Below are 22,607 nucleotides of genomic sequence, written 5' to 3' on the forward strand. Positions count from 1 at the left end.
TTTTTGCATTTTCAAATAGAGAGTCTGTTTACTTAGTGTTAACAAAAATGATTTTCTATCAACATAATTAATTGTACTTTTAACTGCTAAAATCTCAAGTAAATTAATGGGTAAAATAATTGCAATTGCAAACCAAAAAGGAGGAGTTGGTAAGACTACAACCTCTGTGAATTTAGCGGCCTCTTTAGGCGTTTTAGAGAAAAAAGTTTTACTAATAGATGCAGATCCGCAGGCTAACGCTACGTCAGGATTGGGTATTGATGTTGAAACTGTAGAACTAGGTACTTACCAATTGCTTGAACATAGTGCTACTGCAAAAGAAGCGATAATATCTACAAGCTCTCCTAATTTAGATTTAATTCCGTCGCATATAGACTTAGTGGCAATCGAGATTGAATTAGTAGATGTTGAGAACCGTGAATATATGCTTAAAAAAGCTATTGAAGGTTTAAAAGATGATTATGATTATATACTTATAGACTGTGCGCCATCTTTAGGGTTATTAACTCTTAACGCCCTTACAGCATCAGATTCTGTAATTATTCCTATTCAATGCGAATATTTTGCATTAGAAGGTTTAGGAAAACTTTTGAACACTATAAAAAGCGTTCAGAAAATTCACAATGTAAACCTTGATATTGAAGGATTGTTGTTGACCATGTACGATCAACGTTTACGTCTATCAAATCAAGTGGTAGATGAAGTGAAAAAGCATTTTGATGAAATGGTTTTCGAAACAATCATTCAACGTAATGTGCGTTTAAGTGAAGCGCCAAGTTATGGTGAAAGTATTATTAGTTACGATGCATCAAGTAGAGGAGCGGATAATTATTTAAGTTTGGCGAACGAGTTAATCAAAAAAAACGAAACGGAATAAATGGCGAAGGCAACAAAAAAACAAGCATTAGGTCGTGGTCTTTCAGCACTGTTGAAAGATCCTACCAATGATATAAAATCTGTAGAAGACAAAAATGCCGACAAAGTTGTTGGTAGCATAGTAGAGTTGGAGTTAGGTAGTATTGAAGTAAACCCCTTTCAACCGCGAACTAGTTTTAATGAAGAATCCCTTCGTGAACTTGCTTCATCGATAAAAGAACTAGGTGTAATTCAGCCGATTACTGTTCGTAAATTAGATTTCAATAAATATCAGTTAGTAAGTGGAGAGCGTCGTTTCCGTGCTTCAAAATTGGTTGGTTTAGAAACCATACCAGCCTATATTCGTATTGCAAACGACCAAGAATCTCTAGAAATGGCTTTGGTTGAAAATATCCAAAGACAAGACTTAGATCCTATTGAAATAGCTCTTTCATACCAACGCTTAATTGAAGAAATAGACGTTACTCAAGAAGAATTGAGTGATAGAGTTGGAAAAAACCGATCTACTATTGCAAACTATTTGCGTTTGCTTAAACTAGATCCAATAATCCAAACAGGAATGCGAGATGGCTTTATAAGTATGGGCCACGGTAGAGCATTAATTAATGTTGAAGATTTATCTGATCAACTTGATATTTACGAGAAAATTTTAGGTCAGAACTTATCGGTTCGTGAAACAGAAGCTTTAGTTAGAAGTTTCAAAAACCCAGATAAAAAAGCTACTCCATCAAAACCAAGTGCACCACCTTTTGCTAAAAAAGCAAAGAAAGAACTTACAGACCTTTTCGAAACTGCTGTGGATGTTAAGGTTTCAAAGTCAGGAAAAGGGCAGTTGGTTGTGCCATTTAAAAATCAAGATGATTTCGAGCGTATTTTGAAGCTAATTAAAAGTGAAAAGTAATCTTCTAAATATTTTTTTTTTAATCTTCGCTTCATCACTGTTTGCGCAGACAGCTGATTCTCTTTCTGTACAGAAAGAAAAAGTAATTGTAGTGAAAGATTCACTCGGTCCTAAGGTTGAATACAATCCATTGGCTCCAGCTAAAGCTGCATTTTACTCAGCAGTAATCCCTGGTTTAGGACAAGCCTACAACAAAAAATACTGGAAAATCCCTATTATCTATGCTGGAATGGCAGCTGGAGTTTATTTTTATAAGCAGCAGGACGACGACTATAATCGTTTTAGAGATGCTTATAAGCGAAGACTTGCAGGCTATACAGATGATGAATTTCAAGGAATTTCAAACGATAGACTTATAAATGCTCAAAAATCAGCACAAAGAAATAAGAGTTACAGTATTATTGTAACTCTAGGTTTCTATTTGCTTAATGTTATTGATGCAAACGTAGATGCTCATTTACAACAATATGAAGTGAGTGAAGACCTATCATTACAACCTAGTCTAAATTACAATCAATTTAATGCAAAACCACAATACGGAATGTCGTTGACGTATCGATTTAAATAGTTGGTGTTTTATAGAGAATAGAAAATTATGAAAATAGCTTTACTCGGTTATGGTAAAATGGGAAAAACTATTGAAAGATTAGCTTTAGAAAGTGGTCATTCAATTGTTTTTAAAAGTTGGTTGGAATCTTCTGAAGGTAATATAGAAGACGCTGAGGTTGCTATTGAATTCTCTTCTCCCGAAGCTGCAGTAAGTAATATTAAAAAAGCTTTAGAAGCAGATTTACCAATAGTTTCAGGAACTACAGGTTGGTTAGAAAGTTATGATGAAATGGTAAAGTTATGCGAAAAGCGTAACGGAAGTTTTATTTATGCGTCAAACTTCAGTGTTGGAGTTAACCTTTTCTTTAGCATTAATGAATATGCTGCTAAGTTGATGGCTCAATGGAAGGAGTACGATGTGTCTGTTGAAGAAACGCATCACCTTGAAAAGAAAGATGCCCCAAGCGGAACAGCAATAACAATAGCTGAGAGTATTTTAAAATACAACAGTAAAAAAGAATGGAATCTAGATTCTACTTCTGACGAAGTTTTATCAATTACCGCTAAAAGGGAAGAAGACGTAAAAGGAACCCACATAGTTTCCTATGAATCTAATATTGATACAATTTCTTTAAAACACGAAGCACATAGCCGTGAAGGATTTGCGAAGGGTGCTATTTTGGCCGCGGAATGGCTTAAAGATAAAAAAGGTGTTTTCTCAATGAAGGATGTTTTAGGATTAACAAGTGCGGATTAACAGTTTTTAGATTGCAGTTGTATTAGTACAATTTCAATTAAAATATATTATCCCTATTATTTTGCAGTATAGATTAGAAGGGGTTTAAATGAATTACAATTTAACGAATTACAAATTATGAGTTGGACAGGTTGGTTTATATTATTTTTAATAGTTCAATTAATACACTTTGCAGGAACTTGGAAGCTTTATAAAGCTGCAGGTAGAAAACCTTGGGAAGCAGCAGTACCAGTTTACAATGCTGTGGTTTTAATGAAAATTATTAATCGTCCTTGGTGGTGGACTATTTTATTATTTATTCCAATTGTTAACCTGATTATGTTTCCGGTAGTTTGGGTTGAAACCTTACGCAGTTATGGACGTAATTCCACTACGGATACAATTTTAGGGATAGTTACTCTAGGGCTTTACATATATTACATAAATTACACTCAAGATGTTACGCATATAAAGGATAGAAGCTTAAAACCGCGTACTTCAACTGGAGAGTGGGTGAGTTCTATATTATTTGCCGTTGTAGCTGCAACAGTTGTGCATACTTATGTAATGCAACCTTTTACAATTCCAACTTCATCGTTAGAGAAAACCTTATTGGTTGGTGACTTCCTTTTTGTGAGTAAGTTTCATTATGGGGCTAGAAACCCGATGACGCCTGTTGCATTTCCAATGGTGCACGATACAATTCCTGTGGTTCATAAAAAGTCATATTTTTCAAAACCACAACTACCTTATTTCCGATTGCCAGGTTTTCAGAGTATAAAACGAAATGACATTGTAGTATTTAATTGGCCTGTAGATACTGTAAACGCCTTTCAGCAGTACGGTGATGGGAAATATTACTACAAGCCAATCGACAAAAAGTCGAATTACGTAAAGCGTGCTGTAGGTGTTCCTGGAGATTCTCTAGAAATTCGCGATGGTTACGTATATATTAATGGAGAGAAAAACCAACTTCCAGATCGTGCTAAAATTCAATTTGCGTATGACGTTAAGGTAAACGGACAATTAAATCCAGAAATGCTTTATAATCGATATGATATTACCGATCGCTATGGATTTGGTAATAATACATATCGTTTTGCAGCTATTTCTGAAGAGTCTATGAATATGCTAAAAAACAACCCAAATGTGGTTGAAATTACGCGTCTTAGAAGTGAAAAAGGAGAGTGGGATCCAGGGATTTTTCCAAACGATCAAAAATATCCTTGGAATAATGATTTCTTCGGACCAATTTATATCCCTCAGAAAGGAGAAACAGTTTCTATAAATCCAGAGACTCTTCCATTCTACAAGCGTATTATAGAAGTTTATGAAGGAAGCGAAATAGGAATTGAAAATAAAATTACTCAATCAGGAACGGAAGTTCTTCTAAATGGTCAACCCTTAACCGATTATACATTCAAGATGGATTACTATTGGATGATGGGGGACAACCGAAACAACAGTGAGGATGCTCGTACATGGGGTTTTGTACCTTATAATCACGTTGTAGGAAAACCAGTATTTGTATGGATGAGCTGGGATGGAATTAACAAAAAAGTTCGTTGGGATAGAGTTTTCACAACAGTAGGTGGAAGTGGAAAACCAGTGTCTTATTTAATGTATTTCGTAATTGCAGTAATAGGATGGTTCGCGTTTGATTTCTTTAGAAAGAAAAAGAAAGGAACTAAAAAGTAGAAGCAATTTAGTTCAAGCCTGTAAGCTTCAATCTTCAATAATTAATGTAGAATATTAGGCTTCATTCAGATATCTAGGATGAATAAAAAAATAAAGTCGAGATCTATCAAATAGGTCTCGACTTTGTTTTTTAAAGAGAATAGGTTTTATTTATTCAGGAATTAATCTGTAAATACCTTGTCCTTCTACTGCAATATAAATTAGTCCATCCGGACCAATCTTTACGTTTCTAACTCGTCCGATATCCTGAGCTATTTTTTCTCGTTTGGTTACTTTTTCTCCATCAAGAGTTAGCAGTTCAACATATGCAAACTTCAACGAACCTACGAGTAATTTGTTTTTCCACTCAGGATATTTGTCGCTAGTAACGAATGCCATTCCGGAAGGAGCGATAGAAGGAACCCAATAGTAAATAGGTGGTTCAATTCCTTCTTTTTCAGTTTGATCTGTGATTTCTGTTCCGCTGTAATTAACCCCATAGGTAACTACCATCCAACCGTAATTTGCACCCTTCTTCACAATATTAATTTCATCCCCGCCTTTTGGTCCGTGCTCGTGCATCCATATTTTTCCTGTTTCAGGGTGAATAGCCATTCCCTGTGGATTGCGATTTCCATAAGTATAAATTGCCTTTTTAGCATTTGGTTCGTTGAAAAATGGATTGTCTTCAGGTATGCTACCATCGTCTTTTAATCGGTAAACTTTACCTCCATCACGAGTAATGTCTTGCGGGTTAACTTCTCTATCTCCGCGTTCTCCTATGGTGAAATACACATAACCGTCATTATCAAACTCAATTCTTGAACCAAAATGTTGCCCTGCAGGAGAGTTAGGGCTTGCTTTATAAAGCATCTCAATATTAGTTAGCGAATCCCCATCTAGTTTACAGCGCATTAAAGCAGTATGACCTCCTTTCCCTGGACCTTCTTCCGAAGCATAAGTCATATAAATCCATCCATTTTCATTATAATTTGGGTGTAGTTTAATGTCTAATAACCCACCTTGTCCATTTACATATACCGCTGGCATATTTGCTATTTCTATTTTCTTGCCATCTTTAAAGTGTATTAATCTCCCATCCTTTTCAGTAATAAGCATACTGCCATCAGGTAACCAAGTCATTCCCCACGGAATTGACAGGTCGCTTACAAACATTTCAGTTTTATAAGTCTGGGGTTTTGTTTTTAAGGCTACATCTTCTTTCTTTTTCTGCTTTCCACAAGATGTAAAAACGATAAGGGCCGATAAAATAAGTAGGTATTTCTTCATTTTTATTTCTTTTAGCTTAAAGATACCAAAAATGAGTGTGATTTCTAAAATCTTAGGAAATTCCTTTTGGTCGAAAACCTAAACAAACCTTATCTTTAACCAAAATTTTCAAAATTATGAAAGAAAGCTATAGCGTTTCGGTGGATGAGAATTACGAATTCCAACTTGTCAAAAAAGATACCGAAAACATAGACCAAACCGAACTTTCTGGTCAAAAAGTACATTTACTTCACAACAACAAATCTTTCGAAATTGAACTTTTAGAAAACGACTTCATTAATAGAAACTACAGCGTAAAAGTAAATGGTAATATTTACCATGTTAATGTAGGAACACCTTTGGATGCGCTTATAAAAGAAATGGGGCTTTCTTTAGGAAATGATTCCTTTGAAGACGAAATCCACGCACCTATGCCGGGGATTATTTTAGAAGTTAATGTTGCTGAAGGCGATGAAGTTAAAAAAGGTGATTCCCTTTGTGTTCTTGAGGCTATGAAGATGGAGAACACTCTTACAGCTTCTCGAGATGGAATTGTAAAAACTGTAAACATCGCTAAAGGTGATACGGTTGATAAAGGAAAATTGCTAATTGAATTAGAGAAAAATGATTAAGAAAATATTAGTTGCCAACCGTGGCGAAATAGCTTTAAGAATTATGAAAACCGCCCGTAATATGGGGATCAAAACGGTTGCAGTTTATTCTGAAGCAGATAGAAACTCTCCACACGTTAAGTTTGCAGATGAAGCCGTATGCATCGGCCCACCTCCTTCAAACGAATCGTATTTATTAGGAGATAATATCATTAAAGTTGCTAAAGACTTAAACGTTGATGCTATTCACCCAGGGTATGGATTTTTGAGTGAAAACGCTGAGTTTGGAGAGAAGGTTGAAAAAAGCGGAATGATTTTTATCGGGCCAAAGTCGCACGCAATTCGCGTGATGGGAAGCAAACTAGCTGCTAAAGAAGCGGTAAAAGCTTATGATATTCCTATGGTTCCTGGTACCGATGAAGCCATTACAGATGTTGAAGCAGCCAAACAAATTGCTAGAGAAATTGGATTTCCAATTCTTATAAAAGCTTCTGCCGGTGGTGGTGGAAAAGGAATGCGAGTAGTTGAGAATGCCGAAGAATTTGAAGATCAAATGAAACGTGCTATTAGCGAAGCTGAAAATGCATTTGGCGACGGTTCTGTTTTTATTGAAAAGTTTGTTACTTCTCCACGCCATATTGAAATTCAAGTTTTAGCTGATAATTTTGGAAATACAGTTCATCTTTTTGAGCGCGATTGTAGTATTCAAAGGCGTCATCAAAAAGTTGTAGAAGAAGCACCATCTTCAGTTCTTACTCCAGAATTGCGTAAAACTATGGGGGAAGCGGCTATAAAAGTTGCCAAAGCCTGTGATTATGTTGGAGCGGGAACAGTGGAATTTCTTTTAGATGAAAATCTAAATTTCTACTTCCTTGAGATGAATACCCGACTACAAGTGGAGCATCCAGTAACCGAATTAATTACTGGTCTCGACTTAGTAGAACAGCAGATTAATGTAGCTAATAACGAAAAGCTTGCTTTTTCGCAGGAGGATATAAAAATAAAAGGACACGCTTTTGAAGTTCGTGTTTATGCCGAAGATCCACTTAATAATTTTATGCCCAGTGTTGGAAAACTAGAAGTTTACCGCCCGCCAAGTGGTGAGAATATTCGTGTGGATGATGGTTTTACAGAAGGTATGCAAGTGCCAATTCAGTACGATCCTATGCTATCCAAGCTTATTACCTACGGAAAAACAAGAAACGCTGCAATGCAACGAATGCTTGAAGCAATCGCTAATTACGATGTTCAAGGTGTGAGCACCACACTTCCGTTTGGAAAATTTGTTTTTGAACACGAGGCTTTCCGCAGTGGAAATTTCGATACTAATTTTGTGAAGAAATATTATTCCGAAGACAAGCTTAAGGCTATTAATGAAGAAGAGGCAAAAGTGGCGGCACTATTTGCATTAAAACAATATTTTAAAGATTCAGAAAAACTTCAATTACCGAAGTAATGTCTCTGCGTCCTCTGCGCCTCTGCGGTAAAAAAAATACTGCGAAGCCCCAGATTTCGCATAGATGTCAATTACAAGAATTATGAGCGACAACAATAAAAAACTGCAAGAATTCATAGCTGAAGCCAAGATGGGTGGAGGCGAAAAGAGAATTGCAAAACAACACGAAAAGAAGAAATTAACTGCTCGCGAGCGTGTAGAATATCTTTTAGACGAAGGCTCTTTTGAAGAAATGGGCATACTCGTTACCCATAGAACCACCGATTTTGATATGCAAAAAGAAGTGTATTATGGGGATGGTGTTGTTACTGGCTACGGAACAATTAGCGGACGTTTAGTTTATGTGTTCGCACAAGATTTTACTGTTTTTGGAGGAGCTTTATCAGAAACTCACGCCGAGAAAATCTGTAAAATAATGGATCACGCAATGAGTGTTGGTGCGCCCGTTATTGGGCTAAACGATTCTGGTGGAGCGCGTATTCAAGAAGGGGTTCGCTCTTTAGGTGGATATGCAGATATTTTCTACAGAAACGTTCAAGCTTCAGGAGTAATTCCTCAAATTTCTGCCATTATGGGACCATGTGCCGGGGGAGCAGTTTATTCACCAGCAATGACCGATTTCACTTTGATGGTTCAGGACAGTAGTTATATGTTTGTAACAGGTCCGAATGTTGTGAAAACTGTTACTAATGAAACTGTTACTTCAGAAGAATTAGGAGGAGCGAAAACCCACGCTACAAAAAGTGGGGTAACGCATTTTACAGCTGCAAATGATATTGTTTGTTTAGAACAGGTGAAAACTCTTTTAAGTTACCTGCCTCAAAATAATAAAACAACTCCAGAAAAACTTCCGTTTGAAGCTGCTGATGAATATCGAGATGAATTGGAAAAGATAGTTCCAGATTCTTCAAATAAGCCATACGATATGCACGAGGTGATTAAGGGAATTATCGATACCGATTCTTTCCTTGAAGTGCATAAAGATTATGCCGATAATATTATTGTTGGATTTGCAAGATTAGGTGGTAGAAGTATCGGAATTGTAGCAAACCAACCAATGAGTTTGGCAGGAGTATTAGATGTAGATAGCTCTAAAAAAGGAGCACGATTTACACGTTTCTGCGACTGTTTTAATATACCTCTTTTAGTTTTAGTAGATGTTCCAGGCTTCCTTCCAGGAACCGATCAAGAGTGGAACGGAATTATTCTTAATGGAGCTAAACTTCTTTACGCCTTAAGTGAAGCAACAGTGCCACGTGTAACTGTTATTACCAGAAAAGCTTATGGTGGAGCTTATGACGTAATGAATAGTAAACATATTGGTGCAGATATGAATTACGCCTGGCCAACTGCTGAAATTGCGGTAATGGGAGCAAAGGGAGCAAGTGAAATTATCTTTAGAAAAGAAATTGCAGCAGCTGAAAACCCTGAATTGAAACTTTCAGAAAAAGAAGCCGAATATGCCGAGAAGTTTGCAAACCCTTTTAAAGCTGCACAACGTGGATTTATAGATGAAGTAATTCAACCTCGTGAAACCCGTAGAAAGCTATTAAAAGCATTTACAATGTTAGAAACTAAAGATGTAGCGAGACCCAATAGAAAACACGGGAATATTCCTTTATAGCTTTATCTACTATTTTGTAGTTATCTGATCAACAACCTTTAACTGACTTAAGTCATAGTTAAAGGTTTTTTTTCGCAGTAATTTGGAGATATGATTAAGTTAGTTATTGCATTATGAAAAAATATTATTTTTTAATCGTGTCTGCCGTATTGTTAATCTCTACCCAGGTAATGGCGCAGGAGAAATGGGCTATTGAGTTCAGACCTGGCTTAAATTTCCCTACAAGTGATGTAGGTGATACTGATGCCGATATAGGTTATGGGTTTGAAATAACAGGCGCGTATAAAATTATGCCTCACTTGGCTTTTTATGCAGGTTGGGGCTTTAATCAATTTAGAGGTGATGATGTTTTTACCCAAGAGGACATTACTTTGTTAGAAAAAGGGTTCACTTTTGGATTTCAAATTAATCGTCCAATTGGTACCACTTCATTTTCTTATTTGGCGAGAGCTGGTGCTATTTACAATCGCATAGAATTAGAAAATATCGCGGGCGATATAACTGCAGATACAGAATATGGGTTTGGGTGGCAACTTGCGGTAGGCATAGATTATGAGTTGGCTTCTAAAATTTCATTGCGACCAATGTTAAGATATCGTTCTCTTTCAACAGATATAGAAGTTGAAAATGTTTCTACAGAAACGAAACTTAACTATTTCTCTTTTGGAATTGGTTTGGCGAAGAAGTTTTGATTGACTAAAATATTTGCGGATAGTTTAATTACCTATCGGCTACCTTTAATACAGAAAACCTTATGGATAGAATTATCTTTACAAATTCATTCACGATTATTAACTGTCTTGGTTAAATTTGATCTTCATATTTATTGGATATTCTTTTCTCCTTTCTGATATTTACAAAAACAAAAATTAGCAATGAAAATAATCTCTTGGAATATTAACGGTGTAAGGGCGATAACTCAAAAAGATTTCTTCGAGGATATCTCCAAAATAAATCCAGATATTCTATGTCTTCAGGAAACTAAAGCTCAGGATGAGGAAGTTGCTGAGGCATTATCTCAGTTAAAGGACTATCACCAATTTTATAATTCTGCAGAAAGAAAAGGATATTCAGGCGTTGCTATTTTAAGTAAAATAGAACCTATATCAGTTAGTTACGATATGGGAGTTGAAGAACACGATCAGGAAGGACGAGTAATATGCGCAGAGTTTGAAGACTTCTTTTTGGTGAATGTTTACGTTCCGAATTCTGGTCAGAAGTTAGTAAGGCTTGATTACAGACAGAAATGGGATGAAGATTTCAAAAACTATTTAAAGTCTTTAGAAAAAACAAAACCTGTTATTCTTTGTGGCGATTTAAACGTTGCACATCGTGCAATTGACCTTAAAAACGACAAGTCTAATTACAACAAAACTGCTGGATATACTCAAATAGAAATTGATGGGATGGATAACCTGCTCAACGAAGGATTTGTAGATACCTATAGACACTTTAATCCAGATACAGTTGCATATACATATTGGAGCTATCGTTTTAAAGCAAGAGAGCGTAATACTGGTTGGCGAATTGATTATTTCTTGGTAAGTAATCAATTGTTAGAAAAAGTGGAAAATGTAGGAATATTATCAGAATATTACGGTTCTGATCATTGCCCAATCAAGCTTGAAGTGAAACTGTAATTAGCTTTTAAAAAGATTTTTATTTTCTTCTAAGGTTTTTATTGTGGCGTTATATCCTAGTTCAAAAATGATGTCTGTATTGCTCATTCCGAAAACGGCAAACTCCCCAATTTCTTCAGGAGAAATAATTAAATCGCATTCAGGGAACTTTTTTATCGAATCGTAAGCAGCCCTAATTTTCAGGGCTCTATCTGCAACACTATAAGAGTATTTCAAATCTTTTATGCTTATCTTTTTAAGGGAATTGATATAGACTCCAATAATTTTATCGCAGTGCTTTTTTATTGGCTCAACAGGAAAATTGTTCAGAATTCCTCCATCGATATAATAAGAACCATTGATTTCTGTAGGTGTAAAAACACCTGGAAATGACGCAGAAGCTATAACTGGTTTTATAAGTTGCCCCTTGCTGAAAATCTTTAATTTTCCGTTTAAAACATTTGTTGCAGTGATGTATAAAGGCTTTTGTAAGCTGTCAAAATTATCCCTTGGGAGATAGAAGTTGAGGTCATCATAAAACTTTTCGGTATCTAGAAATCCTGGCTTGTTAAATGCGAATCTCTTAGTATGAAAAATAGAGGTGTTTTTGAAGAACTTTAATATTTCAGTCCAATGAACGTCAGCGGCATAAAGTGCTCCTACAATAGCCCCAATACTTGTTCCTGAAATGTGTGTTGGAGAAATTCCGTATTCTTCAAATGCTTTTAATGCTCCTATGTGTGCTGCGCCTCTCGCGCCGCCGCCCGATAGTACTAAACCAATATTATCCATCTGGTTAAATTAATCATTTTATTATTCAATTTAATTAAATTCAAAAGTAAAAAACCTTAATCTAGGTCAAATTAATTGAAATTTAGGTATCTAGAATTGTACTTTTAAAATACTGGAATCAATTTTATTCTATGTTAAACTACTTTAAAATTAAAGGGTAGAGGAGTGGTAATGTTTTATCTTCTACGTAATTTTAGGAGTATTAAATAAAAACACTTAAATGCGTTCGTATTCACTTTTTACTATTTTTTTATTGTGTGTAGTTATTGTGGGGGTTGACGTGCTCACTTTTTACTGGCTGCAATCTATTACTCAGCTTTTAACCTCTCCATTATTGAATACGATTATCAATATTTTATTTTGGACGTTTACGATTGGCTTAGTATCTGCTATATTAATTCTAAAGATTAAAATGGATGCTTTGCCTGTAACAAAAAGGCAAACGTTAGTATCTTCATTGTATGGACTTACAATTTCTTCATTTACACCTAAAATATTATTCGTAATAATAATTAGTATTCTATATTTTTCAAACTATGTTTTCTCTGAAACAGAATCTCTAATCATTGTTCCTACAGTAGGATTACTCGCCGGATTTCTTCCCTTTTTCGTTATTGTTTATGCCATTTTTAAAGGAGCTTATAAGTATAAAGTTTACCGGGTTGAAGTTGCTCATAAAGAGTTACCCGAAGCATTTAACGATTTTAAAATAATTCATATTTCCGACCTTCATCTTGGAAGCTTTAATTATCGCTATAGAATTTTAGAAAGAGCCGTTAATATTATAAATGAATTGGAAGGAGACATAATTTTTTTCACTGGTGATCTTGTAAATAATTACGCTTGGGAATTAAATGGATGGGATAAAGTCCTGAAAAAACTCTCGGCTAAAACTGCTAAATATGCGATTTTAGGAAATCACGATTATGGCGATTATAGCAAATGGAATTCCCCAGAAGCTAAAAGTGAAAATTTTGAAGAAATTAAATCTTTTTATGATAAAATAGACTTCAAACTTCTGCTAAACGAAAGTGTTACACTTAAAAAAGATAATCAAGAAATTGCAATTGCAGGTGTTGAAAATTGGGGTCTTCCACCATTTAGACAGGATGGGGATTTATCAAAAGCATTGAAAAATGTAGAAAATATTCCATTCAAAATACTACTTTCTCACGACCCTACTCATTGGGACCAAGAGGTATTAAAATACACCGATGTGGCGCTTACACTTTCGGGGCACACACACGGGATGCAAGCAGGAATTAATATTATGGGGAAACAATGGAGCCCTATAAAATATAAATACAAACGCTGGGCAGGATTATATACTGTGGAAAATCAAAACCTATATGTTACTAGAGGGTTGGGATGGCTCGGCTTTCCAGGAAGAATGGGGATGCGTCCTGAAATTACGCTTATCACATTAAAAAAATCGGATTAATTTTTCTTAAAAGTCAGGTTTGAATATTAATGTCTGATAGAAATATCTTTTACATCTTTGTAAAAAGTCACCACTAATCTTAGCTCCAGTTGAAAATTCCTTTAAAAGACATATTATTTGTACTGTTTCAATTCCTGTTGATTATTGCTTTTGCTTTCGATTTTGAAGTATTATCGATAATATTTCCGGAGGTATTATTTTGGATTGGGTTATTACTATTTATTTCAGGATCTTTTATAACGGTGGTTGCCGTCTTACATCTCAATATTCACCTATCACCATTTCCTAGTCCTTTACCTGGTGCTAAACTAGTTGAGACTGGTATTTATAAGTTGGTTCGTCATCCTATATATACGGGGTTAATTTTAGCTTTCTACGGCTATGCTGTAATCACTGATTCTGGATATAGATTGCTTATCGCTACAGTTCTTTTTGTACTGTTTTATATTAAAAGTTTATACGAAGAAAAACGTCTGATTGAAAAATTCCCGAACTACACGGAATATAAAAAACGATCAGGACGATTCTTTCCTGGGTTATAGAATGTATTTCAGTTTGATTCCACCAAACCAATTTCGAGGCATTCCTGGATAATAATACCGTGGTTCACTATTGTCAAAACCAGTTGCATTTATCAAAATAGAAGAAGCGTATTTTTCATCTGTAAAGTTGTTGATGCCAACATTCACTTCTGCTGATAAAGCTTTAGAAAGCTCTTTTTTATAGGATGCTTTAGCATTTAGAACGGTATACTTTTCTGAATAAAGTTGGTTAGCGTCATTCATAGGAATTTCACCTATATGAAGAAAATTGGTATTTAAAACGAAATTTTTAAATCCAAAATTAATTCCACCATTCACTTTTCTCTCAGGAACTCCTGTGAGTTTGTTACCAGAAAAATCGCGATCACCATCTACAAAATCAATGAATTTATGATTGTTGAATTCAGCATTGATATAGGGCGAAATATAACCAGAATTACTTAATGGGTGGAGGTATGAGAGTTGTAATTCAATTCCTTTATGTTCTGTTTTTCCTGCGTTTCTACCGATATATTGATCGTCGCCAACACGCTCTGCAACCAATAAATCGTCAATATCTAAAAGATAGGCATTTACTTTAAAGTGAAGTTTTCTTTTTAATAGAAATACTTCACTTCCTACTTCGTAATTAAATCCTTTTTCAGGTCCGAGGTCTGGATTTATAACACCCTCTGGAGTTAGGGTTTCTTCAATGGAAGGATAATTAAATCCGCGACTGAAATTAAAATAAGCACTTAAGTTTTCATTAAATTGATAAAGCAGATTTACATTCGGTGCAAAAATAGGGTCGAAGTCTCGGTCTGCACTTTTATTGGCATCACCTAAATTAAACTCATCGGTAAAGCTGTAGTTTGTTTTGTTGAAATTCAACCCAAACTGTCCCTTAAGCTTTTCAGTAAATGGAATTGTTACAGTGGCTAATATGTTCAGGTTATCTCTATTTTCAATATTATCGCTTAATAAATTTCCTTCTAAACTTCCATTGCCATTGTTGTCTTCGTAAAGGTTTTCTATGGTTTTCCAGTTGTATTGATCTTTATAAAATTCTCCTCCAAAACTGACATTTGCCTTATTTTCCAAGAAGTAAAAATCTTTATTAAAAACCGTTCTTCCTCCAAAACCATTGGTGAATTCATCTAAAATATTAAAAGGTCGCGGTTCATAATGATCTAGATAGGTGTAAAATACGCTAGTTCTATTAGCAAAATTTTCCGAAAAATGATGCGTAAAACTTAAACCAGTTAATAGAATTTTATTGTCTTCATAACCTTGTGCTTTTTTCCAAGTAAATGCAGCTTGTGTGGGGTCTTCTTCAAAAGCAGTTTTGCCAATTGAACTAGGAATTTGCGCGTTATAGTCGATGTAATTTACTAAAAGTGAAATTTCACTTTTGGCATTTAGTTTATAGTTGGAAGTTAGTAGTAATCCATTTCTATTGTATTTATTGTTTTCTCTGAAACCATCGGTTTCGAGATGATCGTAATTTATATTCAACGAAAACTTTTCTGTAGCCGTTGCAGCGCTCACAGTATTTTTTATAAGGCCAAAGGAACCTAAACTTAGATTTGATTTCAGAAAAGTTTCTCCTACCGCAGCTTGTTTTGAATTTAATAAAAGCGTTCCCCCTAGATTGGTGCCGTATTGAGTAGCCTTTGGGCCTTTTATAACTTCTAGCGATTGTAAATCTTCTGGGTCAAACATATCAATGGTTGTTTCCCCAATTCCGTTTGTAATTGGAATACCATTAAAATAAGCGCGAATTTTATTACTGCCATAAAGTGTCCGTGACCCAACCCCGCGAATCGTAATTCTATTGGTGTTTAATGCACCACTTTGAATAAATACCCCAGGCGTTTCATTGATCACCGATATAAGCTCAGTAGGACTATATGCATCCAATTTCTCCGTCTTTATTTTTTCAGTTGGGATTATTATTTCTGCTGATGGTGAGGTTTGTTTCTGGGTAGTTGTAGTTAAGATAATTTCATCTAAATCTTCCGATTTTGAAAGTGGAGATAGCTTAAAAGTAGAGTTGTTTTCTGAAATTGTAACAGTACTAATATAATATTTAGGGTGTTCCAATCTCAAATTAATAGGAAGTTGATAAGTTTTTGGAAGACTAAAAACCCCTTTGCTATTTGTTTCAGTAAGTTTTTTAGTATTCAAGAATACAGACACTCCACTAATAGGTTTATTAGTATTTGAGTAAACTATTCCTTGTATTTCTTGTGCATTCAAGGTGTTGGAAAAAACGCTCAAGAAAAAAAATGCTATTGCGATAATAGAAAATGATAGGTTTGAATAGCGAGACTTAAAAAATGGGGAGAGTAAATAGGTGTTATTCATATCTAAAGTTTCGAATCTATTTAAAAATAAGCAATAAGAATAGAATTGGCTAATTGAAGCAGAAAGTTTACCTAATTTTTAACTCAGCTATTTCTATTTAAAAGAATAACAGTTTGTTAAGAGAGATTTTTAAGGTTATACAATATCTTCATTGGCATTAACTACTATTCAATACTGAGTAGTTTAAAACATAAAAAATGAAAAAGTCCATTTCTCTTTTAGCTTTAATTATAGTCCAATTTTCTCTCTTTTCACAAGAAGAAAAACCATTGCCTGAACCTTTTGAAACAAAGTCGGTTTCCAATTATTCTAATGTAATAGGATGGAAAGATGGTGAAACTCCCAAAGCTCCTGAAGATTTTCAGGTTACTAAATATGCAGATGGTTTTGAGAATCCACGTTGGATGTATGAATTGCCAAATGGAGATGTATTAGTAGCTGAAAGCAATAGTAATTATAGTCTTTTAAAGCGAATAGGTGCTGCGATTATTGGTGCAGGAGGATCAAACAATTTAAAACGCAGTGCCGATAGAATTACCCTACTTCGGGATACAAATAATGATGGACTCCCTGATTTTAGAGAAATATTACTAACTAAAAAAGAAGGTTTAAATCAGCCATTTGGGATGCTGGTAATAGGGGATTGTTTATATGTAGCAAATACCGACGCGGTTTTGAGTTTTCCATATGAAACAGGACAGACAAAAATTAAGACGAAAGGACAAAAAGTTGTAGACCTCCCAGCTGGCAAAGTGAATCAGCATTGGACTCGGAATATTATAGCCAATGAAGATAATTCTAAAATTTATATTGCAGTAGGTAGTGGCGATAATATTGGTGAAAAAGGAATGGAGCATGAAGTGATGAAGGCTAATATATTAGTTATGAATTCCGACGGTAGCAATCTTAGTGTATTTGCTTCTGGCCTTAGAAATCCAGTAGGAATGGATTGGGAACCGACAACTCAAACCCTTTGGACTACCGTAAATGAACGAGATGGCTTAGGAGATAATTTGGTGCCAGATTATCTAACTTCTGTTCAGGAAGATGGTTATTACGGTTGGCCTTATTCATACTGGGGAAACAATTTTGATCCTAGAATGCCTGTACCACCCAATGTTAGACTAAAATCTGCTATAGTTCCAGATGTAGATCTTGGTTCGCATACTGCTTCTTTAGGCTTGGTGTTTTATACGGCAGATGCTTTTCCAAAGAAATACAAAAACGGAGCATTTGTAGTCCAACACGGCTCTTGGAATAGAGATATACTTTCAGGATATAAGGTGATTTTTATTCCATTTAAAAATGGAAAGCCTTCAGGGAAAGCTGAGGATTTTTTAACAGGTTTTATAGTTGAGCCAAAGAAAGATGAGGTGCGTGGAAGACCTGTAGGGGCAGTTGTTTTAGCAGATGGCTCCATGTTGATTACAGACGATAAAACACATCATATATGGAGAGTTAGTTATAAGGGGAATTAAAAATATTAATAAAGGCATTCAGATTTCTAATCTAATAAAGCTCAGATATTTATAATTAAGTACTCTAATTCACTAAAACACTAAAAATCTTTTGTTTACATAAGGGTGGGGAATAAGGGTATTATAAAATTTTGAAATCGCTCATTTTCTGTTAAAATAAATTGTTATGTTAGCGATTTGTTTTTAAAATTTAACTAATAATTTAAAAATCTAACTTTTTTAAAAACCCTTAAAATTCCCCTTTATTATGATTAAAAAACCTTTACTATTCGCACTAGTTGCGCTTTTATTTTTAAATACTTCTGTACTTACAGCACAGTGGCAATCTACCAACCTTGATAAAAGCACGTGGGTGTTATGTCAAGCTGAAAATGGTAACCTAATTGCTGCAGATGATAATTACCCTGAATTGGGCGGAATTTATATCTCTCAGGACGAAGGAGCATCTTGGACAAAAACTAGCGCAGCTGATTATGCATACACTTCTTTTCTAGTAAAAGATGAAAGCATTTACATGGGAGGTGTTGATTGCAATGTCGCTATTTCTCACGACAATGGTGAGACTTGGACAAATGTAAATTTTAGAGATTTACTTCCTTCAGCAACTGAAAATAATGCCATTTATGCAATGGAATACCACAACGGAAGAGTTTATGTCTCTGTATTAAGTCTTGGTGTGGTTTATAGCGAAGACAATGGTGTAACTTGGCATCTTACCGATCAAGAATCTTTATGGGATGTTGATAATCCTGATAACGGAGGGCAGTGGACATATAACCTAAGATCTTTTAATGGTGAATTATACAATGTAGGTGCCTTCGGAATTTGGAAATACGATGAAACTGCAGATTTATGGTCACAAGTTGACGATTACTGGTACGGAGGTAGTTCGGTAGTGGTAAATGATACTTTTTATGTTGCTTACAATGCTGGTGGAATTCCTGATGCAATTCGATATACAACCGACTTTCAAAATTGGCAAACTATGCCAATCCCTGCGGGATCTCAAACTACAGTTAGAATTTTAGAATACTACGAAGGAGCTTTCTTTATGGGGCACGTGCACGACGCGGTTTACTATACTTTAGATCACGGACAAACTTGGATTGATTATCGCGAGGAATTTCCTGCGTTTTCACCTGCTCCAGGTGTAGACCTTTATGGAGTTCCGATGAATTTTGTTTTTAACGGAGAAACCATGTACTGTGGAGTCTTTTCTAGTTTTGAAGAAGTAGGTGGAGTTTATAAAGCTCCAGTTCCAGCTGATGTACTAAGTGTAAAAGAATTGCCATCAACATTAAAGGCAATTGTATATCCAAATCCTGCTAGTGATTTTGTTAACCTTCAGCTTCCAAAAGAACTGGGTAATAAAGCAACTTTAACAATTACCGATGTTATGGGTAGAGTACAGTATAATAAAACTATTGAAAACGGAATAAATAGCACCATAACAGTTCCTACAAAAAGCTGGGCTTCTGGAGTATATCTTTATAACGTTGAGGTAGGAGATTCAAAAACGACTGGAAAGTTTGTGATAAAGTAATAAATCCTATCCTAAAGTTTTTAGTTATTTACTAACTATTAAAAATCACCCTCTTAAATCCAGGTTTGGAAGTAAGAGGGGATTTTTATTTAATGCACATATAAATTCTAATAGCAATTAACATTTAAAAGATATTTTAGTATTAATTTTTAATTGAAGATTAAACTATTACGGCTATAGTTTTTGCTATCTTTGACTTGGTAAAATATTTATACTAATTTATTTTAATGAACCATTACTTAGCCTTATTAATTCTTCTGCTTCTTCCTTTTCAAAGTTTTTCTCAAAAAGATAAAGATCTTAAAGCCTTCGATAGTATATTTTATCACATTGCAGTAAATGTATCTTCTTCAGATCATTTAAAAGCGATGCATTTAGCAGACTCCTTGTTTATTTATTCAACCAATGATAACCAACGGGTAAAAACATTGATGCTTAAGGCTGATATATTAGAAAAACAAGATAAAAGAGGAGAAGCTATACAACAAGCTCAAAAAGCTTTAGAAATTGCTAAAAGAGAAGATGATTATAGTTTCCAAGCTAGAATTTATGGTTTTTTATCTACCCAATATAGAAACATAGGATTCTTAGACAAAGGAAAAGAATCTATAAATAAAGGACTTGAAGTAAGCTCAAAAATTGAAAATAAAGAGAGTGTTACCAAATATAAAGCTATGGCTAATCATGAATTAGCCGAGTATGCATTGGAAGAAAAAAACTATAAAAGCGCAATAGAATTTTTAAACCTTTCCATGTTAGCGTATGACCAGGAAAAAAACGAGTCTTTAAAATACTTCTTTAAAAGCAATATTGAGGAAATGTTTGGAAGGGCATATTTTAATCTTGATGATATTAAGGCGTCAAAATCTCATTTTTCTAGAGCCAATTATTATATCAATAAAGCTAATGCAGGAAACTCATTGTGGGCCGGATTAATATATCAAGAATATTCTAATGCATTTTTAAAAACTAATAAAATTGATAGTGCTAAGTTTTATATTTTAAAAGCATTAGACATTGCTGAGAAAAGCAATAACGGAAGTTTAAAAGAGTCAGTATATAAAACCGCTTCAAATTATTACCAGCAGGTTAGAGAGTTGGATAGTTTCTCCAAATATGAATTAAAATTTAATAAGCTATTAAATGAAAATACCGCTAAGAAAAAGAGCATGGTTAATAGCGCATATCAAACCCTTAATATTTCAAATGAAGAAACTAATTTAGACGAAAATAATAAGGGTTATTTGGGTGTTATTTTAATTTGTTTTTCAGTTTTAGGTGTTTTTGTAGTATTGAAAAGAAAAACAATATTTTCTAAATTTTATGAAGATACTGAAACAGAAGTCTGTAATAACTCTGATATAAATCTTTCAGAGAAAACTGAAAAAGAAATTTTAGATAAACTAAGTGAATTTGAAACTTCCCTTGATTTTCTTGACAAAAACATGTCTATGTCAATTTTAATAGGAAAGCTAAACACCAACATTAAGTATTTACGATATATTCTTAAGAAACATAAAAACTCCGATTATAATACGTATATCAATCAGCTACGTATCGACTATATTTTAGAAAAATTAAAGTCAGATCCAGAATATTCAAATTATAAGATAAGTTATTTAGCAGATGAAAGTGGTTTTTCGTCTCACAGTAAATTTTCATCAAACTTTAGACAAGTTGTAGGAGTAACACCTTCTGAGTTTATTGATAGTATTAAAAATTAAATTAGATATTTGAATATTTATACCAATTTTTACTTATCTGTCACTTTTGTTACTAATCCTTCTTTAAAAATCATAGATTAATTCTATCCTAAAAGCTATAAGTGTACTTATGGCTTTTATTGTTTTATGCAATCCCAAATATTAATCTATTAGTCTTATAAGCTGCTAACTTTAAGTAATAGGATATCTTTTCATTTTGCAGAAATAATATTCATTGATATTTACAATATCACACTCTTTCTATCATAAAAAGAAGACTTAAAGATGGTTTTTTTTGAGTGTTTTTCATTAAAAACACAAATACTTGAAAATCAACTATTTGCGACATGTTAGAATTGCGGAAAACACGTATCCTAACAATTTTTTAAGGAATTTCTTCCCTCTACATTTGCTCTCGAGCTAAAAAATAAGCGTTTCATTCGGTTATTATTATTCGATAAAATTTTATTCAATTTTTATTAGTAATAAACTTAAAAAATCTTATTCCCCTTTTTAGTTTTTTAAAACACTTTAAGAATAACATTTTCTATTACAATTTACTATGAAAAAACTATTACTGTTATTTACATTAATCTTAACTAATGTTCTCTATGCCCAAGTAGGGATTGGTACAGATATGCCAAACCCTTCAGCTCAATTAGAGATAAAATCTTTAAACAGAGGGGTGTTAATGCCTCAAGTTCCTTTAACAAGTATTACCGATCAGCATACTATTAGTGCAGGTAATATAGAGAGTTTGTTGGTTTATAACACTAACACGAGTGAAACTCTATCACCTGGATACTATTATTGGTTTCAAGAAAGATGGCATAAATTAATGATTGAAGATGATTTACCGGATAATATAGTATACTGGGATATAGAAAATAATCAGTTCTATTATATCAATCAAAACGGAGATACAATTGTAATAAATATATCAGACTTAGAAACTCTAACGTTTCTTCAGCTAAATGCCGATGGACATACATTAGAGTATATAGATGAAGATGGTGTAACGTCAACTATAGATCTTGAGGAAGTAATTAAGAACTTTGAGACTCTTACAACTATTGTCGACAACGGTGATGGAACGTTTACATACACTGATGAAAATGGTAATACAACAACATTAGATGTTTCAAATTTAGAAACGCTAACCTCATTAGCTTTAAATCCAGATGGTAAAACACTTGAGTATCTTGATGAAGACGGGATTTTAACTAGTATAGATCTAGAAATTATTATTAAGAATTTTGAAACAGTAACTACCCTTACCGATAATGGTGATGGAACCTATACATACATTAATGAAGCTGGCGACACAATTACCGTTGATGTTGTTGGGGATGTAGTAACTAACATTCAAAATCAAGGCGATATATATAATGAGATAATTTCCATTATAACTGCTAACTCAGACATCTTTGTAGATAATGGCGAT

18 protein-coding genes and 1 pseudogene are annotated in these 22,607 nt (G+C 34.2%); 16 read left to right on the forward strand and 3 right to left on the reverse strand.

From position 1 onward, the window contains the following. Positions 1-106 precede the first annotated feature (106 nt). The 5 genes from G3A46_RS06125 (at position 107) to lepB (ending at position 4,760) form a co-directional block, all read left to right on the forward strand. Positions 107-877 (forward strand): AAA family ATPase, encoded by a 771-nt coding sequence (locus G3A46_RS06125; protein ID WP_139855173.1) that lies wholly within the window; start codon positions 107-109, stop codon positions 875-877. Further along, a complete protein-coding gene (locus G3A46_RS06130) occupies positions 878-1,777 on the forward strand; it encodes a ParB/RepB/Spo0J family partition protein (RefSeq protein WP_165147496.1) in 900 nt (299 codons plus the stop codon). It abuts the gene before it with no gap. Next, entirely contained in the window at positions 1,767-2,345 is a 579-nt protein-coding gene (locus G3A46_RS06135; RefSeq protein ID WP_139855177.1) for a DUF5683 domain-containing protein, read from the forward strand. Before G3A46_RS06130 ends, G3A46_RS06135 begins: the two co-directional genes overlap by 11 nt. 27 nt (positions 2,346-2,372) lie before the next feature. Further along, the gene (dapB, locus tag G3A46_RS06140) at positions 2,373-3,083 is read left to right on the forward strand and encodes a 4-hydroxy-tetrahydrodipicolinate reductase (protein ID WP_165147499.1); all 711 of its coding nucleotides are present in this window, start codon (positions 2,373-2,375) and stop codon (positions 3,081-3,083) included. Positions 3,084-3,200: 117 nt separating this feature from the next. After that, positions 3,201-4,760, forward strand: coding sequence for a signal peptidase I (gene lepB, locus G3A46_RS06145; RefSeq protein WP_165147502.1), 1,560 nt, complete (start codon positions 3,201-3,203; stop codon positions 4,758-4,760). Positions 4,761-4,910: 150 nt separating this feature from the next. Here lepB and G3A46_RS06150 read toward each other — a convergent pair whose 3' ends face one another. After that, the gene (locus tag G3A46_RS06150) at positions 4,911-6,029 is read right to left on the reverse strand and encodes a PQQ-dependent sugar dehydrogenase (protein ID WP_165147504.1); all 1,119 of its coding nucleotides are present in this window, start codon (positions 6,027-6,029) and stop codon (positions 4,911-4,913) included. Positions 6,030-6,145: 116 nt separating this feature from the next. On the opposite strand from G3A46_RS06150, the gene G3A46_RS06155 reads away from it, so the two are divergent. The 5 genes from G3A46_RS06155 to G3A46_RS06175 all read left to right on the forward strand — a co-directional run bounded on the left by G3A46_RS06155 (position 6,146) and on the right by G3A46_RS06175 (position 11,339). Further along, positions 6,146-6,640, forward strand: coding sequence for an acetyl-CoA carboxylase biotin carboxyl carrier protein subunit (locus tag G3A46_RS06155; protein ID WP_165147506.1), 495 nt, complete (start codon positions 6,146-6,148; stop codon positions 6,638-6,640). Continuing rightward, a complete protein-coding gene (accC, locus tag G3A46_RS06160; protein ID WP_165147648.1) occupies positions 6,636-8,075 on the forward strand; it encodes an acetyl-CoA carboxylase biotin carboxylase subunit in 1,440 nt (479 codons plus the stop codon). The genes G3A46_RS06155 and accC overlap by 5 nt, the downstream gene beginning before the upstream one ends. Before the next feature lie 82 nt (positions 8,076-8,157). Beyond that, positions 8,158-9,699 carry an acyl-CoA carboxylase subunit beta gene (locus G3A46_RS06165; RefSeq protein ID WP_165147651.1) on the forward strand — a complete coding sequence of 514 codons (1,542 nt, stop codon included), beginning with the start codon at positions 8,158-8,160 and terminating at the stop codon, positions 9,697-9,699. 113 nt (positions 9,700-9,812) lie between these two features. Continuing rightward, a complete protein-coding gene (locus G3A46_RS06170) occupies positions 9,813-10,391 on the forward strand; it encodes an outer membrane beta-barrel protein (protein ID WP_165147508.1) in 579 nt (192 codons plus the stop codon). A gap of 183 nt (positions 10,392-10,574) precedes the next feature. Beyond that, positions 10,575-11,339: an exodeoxyribonuclease III gene (locus G3A46_RS06175; protein ID WP_165147510.1), complete on the forward strand. Its 765-nt coding sequence runs from the start codon at positions 10,575-10,577 to the stop codon at positions 11,337-11,339. Here G3A46_RS06175 and G3A46_RS06180 read toward each other — a convergent pair whose 3' ends face one another. Beyond that, positions 11,340-12,110 carry a patatin-like phospholipase family protein gene (locus G3A46_RS06180; protein WP_165147512.1) on the reverse strand — a complete coding sequence of 257 codons (771 nt, stop codon included), beginning with the start codon at positions 12,108-12,110 and terminating at the stop codon, positions 11,340-11,342. Between the two features lie 220 nt (positions 12,111-12,330). Here G3A46_RS06180 and G3A46_RS06185 point away from each other — a divergent pair, with 220 nt between their 5' ends. Both G3A46_RS06185 and G3A46_RS06190 read left to right on the forward strand, forming a co-directional pair. Beyond that, positions 12,331-13,551 carry a metallophosphoesterase gene (locus tag G3A46_RS06185; protein ID WP_165147514.1) on the forward strand — a complete coding sequence of 407 codons (1,221 nt, stop codon included), beginning with the start codon at positions 12,331-12,333 and terminating at the stop codon, positions 13,549-13,551. 89 nt (positions 13,552-13,640) lie between these two features. Then, on the forward strand, positions 13,641-14,093 hold the full coding sequence (locus tag G3A46_RS06190) for an isoprenylcysteine carboxylmethyltransferase family protein (protein ID WP_165147516.1): 453 nt from the start codon (positions 13,641-13,643) through the stop codon (positions 14,091-14,093). Here the strand turns inward: G3A46_RS06190 and G3A46_RS06195 are convergent. Then, the gene (locus G3A46_RS06195; protein ID WP_165147518.1) at positions 14,088-16,439 is read right to left on the reverse strand and encodes a TonB-dependent receptor; all 2,352 of its coding nucleotides are present in this window, start codon (positions 16,437-16,439) and stop codon (positions 14,088-14,090) included. The genes G3A46_RS06190 and G3A46_RS06195 overlap by 6 nt on opposite strands. Positions 16,440-16,636: 197 nt before the next feature. On the opposite strand from G3A46_RS06195, the gene G3A46_RS06200 reads away from it, so the two are divergent. The 4 genes and pseudogenes from G3A46_RS06200 to G3A46_RS06215 form a co-directional block, all read left to right on the forward strand. Then, positions 16,637-17,917: a sorbosone dehydrogenase family protein gene (locus tag G3A46_RS06200; protein WP_165147521.1), complete on the forward strand. Its 1,281-nt coding sequence runs from the start codon at positions 16,637-16,639 to the stop codon at positions 17,915-17,917. A 247-nt stretch (positions 17,918-18,164) separates the two neighbouring features. Beyond that, positions 18,165-19,460, forward strand: a complete 1,296-nt coding sequence (locus G3A46_RS06205; RefSeq protein ID WP_165147524.1) for a T9SS type A sorting domain-containing protein — start codon at positions 18,165-18,167, stop codon at positions 19,458-19,460. A 227-nt stretch (positions 19,461-19,687) separates the two neighbouring features. Beyond that, complete coding sequence (locus G3A46_RS06210; RefSeq protein WP_165147527.1) at positions 19,688-21,184, forward strand: helix-turn-helix domain-containing protein; 1,497 nt, start codon at positions 19,688-19,690, stop codon at positions 21,182-21,184. 541 nt (positions 21,185-21,725) lie between these two features. Beyond that, positions 21,726-22,607, forward strand: a pseudogene (locus tag G3A46_RS06215) (hypothetical protein); the annotation flags it as partial.

The sequence above is a fragment of the Aequorivita sp. KMM 9714 genome, assembly GCF_011065475.1.
Lineage (GTDB): Bacteria > Bacteroidota > Bacteroidia > Flavobacteriales > Flavobacteriaceae > Aequorivita > Aequorivita sinensis.

What these genes read in the sequence shown, in the direction of transcription:
- G3A46_RS06125 (WP_139855173.1), top strand. Translation starts at nt 107, where the DNA reads ATGGGTAAAATAATTGCAATTGCAAACCAAAAAGGAGGAGTTGGTAAG.
- G3A46_RS06130 (WP_165147496.1), top strand. Translation starts at nt 878, where the DNA reads ATGGCGAAGGCAACAAAAAAACAAGCATTAGGTCGTGGTCTTTCAGCA.
- dapB (WP_165147499.1), top strand. Translation starts at nt 2,373, where the DNA reads ATGAAAATAGCTTTACTCGGTTATGGTAAAATGGGAAAAACTATTGAA.
- lepB (WP_165147502.1), top strand. Translation starts at nt 3,201, where the DNA reads ATGAGTTGGACAGGTTGGTTTATATTATTTTTAATAGTTCAATTAATA.
- G3A46_RS06150 (WP_165147504.1), bottom strand. Translation starts at nt 6,029, where the DNA reads ATGAAGAAATACCTACTTATTTTATCGGCCCTTATCGTTTTTACATCT.
- G3A46_RS06155 (WP_165147506.1), top strand. Translation starts at nt 6,146, where the DNA reads ATGAAAGAAAGCTATAGCGTTTCGGTGGATGAGAATTACGAATTCCAA.
- G3A46_RS06165 (WP_165147651.1), top strand. Translation starts at nt 8,158, where the DNA reads ATGAGCGACAACAATAAAAAACTGCAAGAATTCATAGCTGAAGCCAAG.
- G3A46_RS06170 (WP_165147508.1), top strand. Translation starts at nt 9,813, where the DNA reads ATGAAAAAATATTATTTTTTAATCGTGTCTGCCGTATTGTTAATCTCT.
- G3A46_RS06175 (WP_165147510.1), top strand. Translation starts at nt 10,575, where the DNA reads ATGAAAATAATCTCTTGGAATATTAACGGTGTAAGGGCGATAACTCAA.
- G3A46_RS06180 (WP_165147512.1), bottom strand. Translation starts at nt 12,110, where the DNA reads ATGGATAATATTGGTTTAGTACTATCGGGCGGCGGCGCGAGAGGCGCA.
- G3A46_RS06185 (WP_165147514.1), top strand. Translation starts at nt 12,331, where the DNA reads ATGCGTTCGTATTCACTTTTTACTATTTTTTTATTGTGTGTAGTTATT.
- G3A46_RS06195 (WP_165147518.1), bottom strand. Translation starts at nt 16,439, where the DNA reads ATGAATAACACCTATTTACTCTCCCCATTTTTTAAGTCTCGCTATTCA.
- G3A46_RS06200 (WP_165147521.1), top strand. Translation starts at nt 16,637, where the DNA reads ATGAAAAAGTCCATTTCTCTTTTAGCTTTAATTATAGTCCAATTTTCT.
- G3A46_RS06205 (WP_165147524.1), top strand. Translation starts at nt 18,165, where the DNA reads ATGATTAAAAAACCTTTACTATTCGCACTAGTTGCGCTTTTATTTTTA.
- G3A46_RS06210 (WP_165147527.1), top strand. Translation starts at nt 19,688, where the DNA reads ATGAACCATTACTTAGCCTTATTAATTCTTCTGCTTCTTCCTTTTCAA.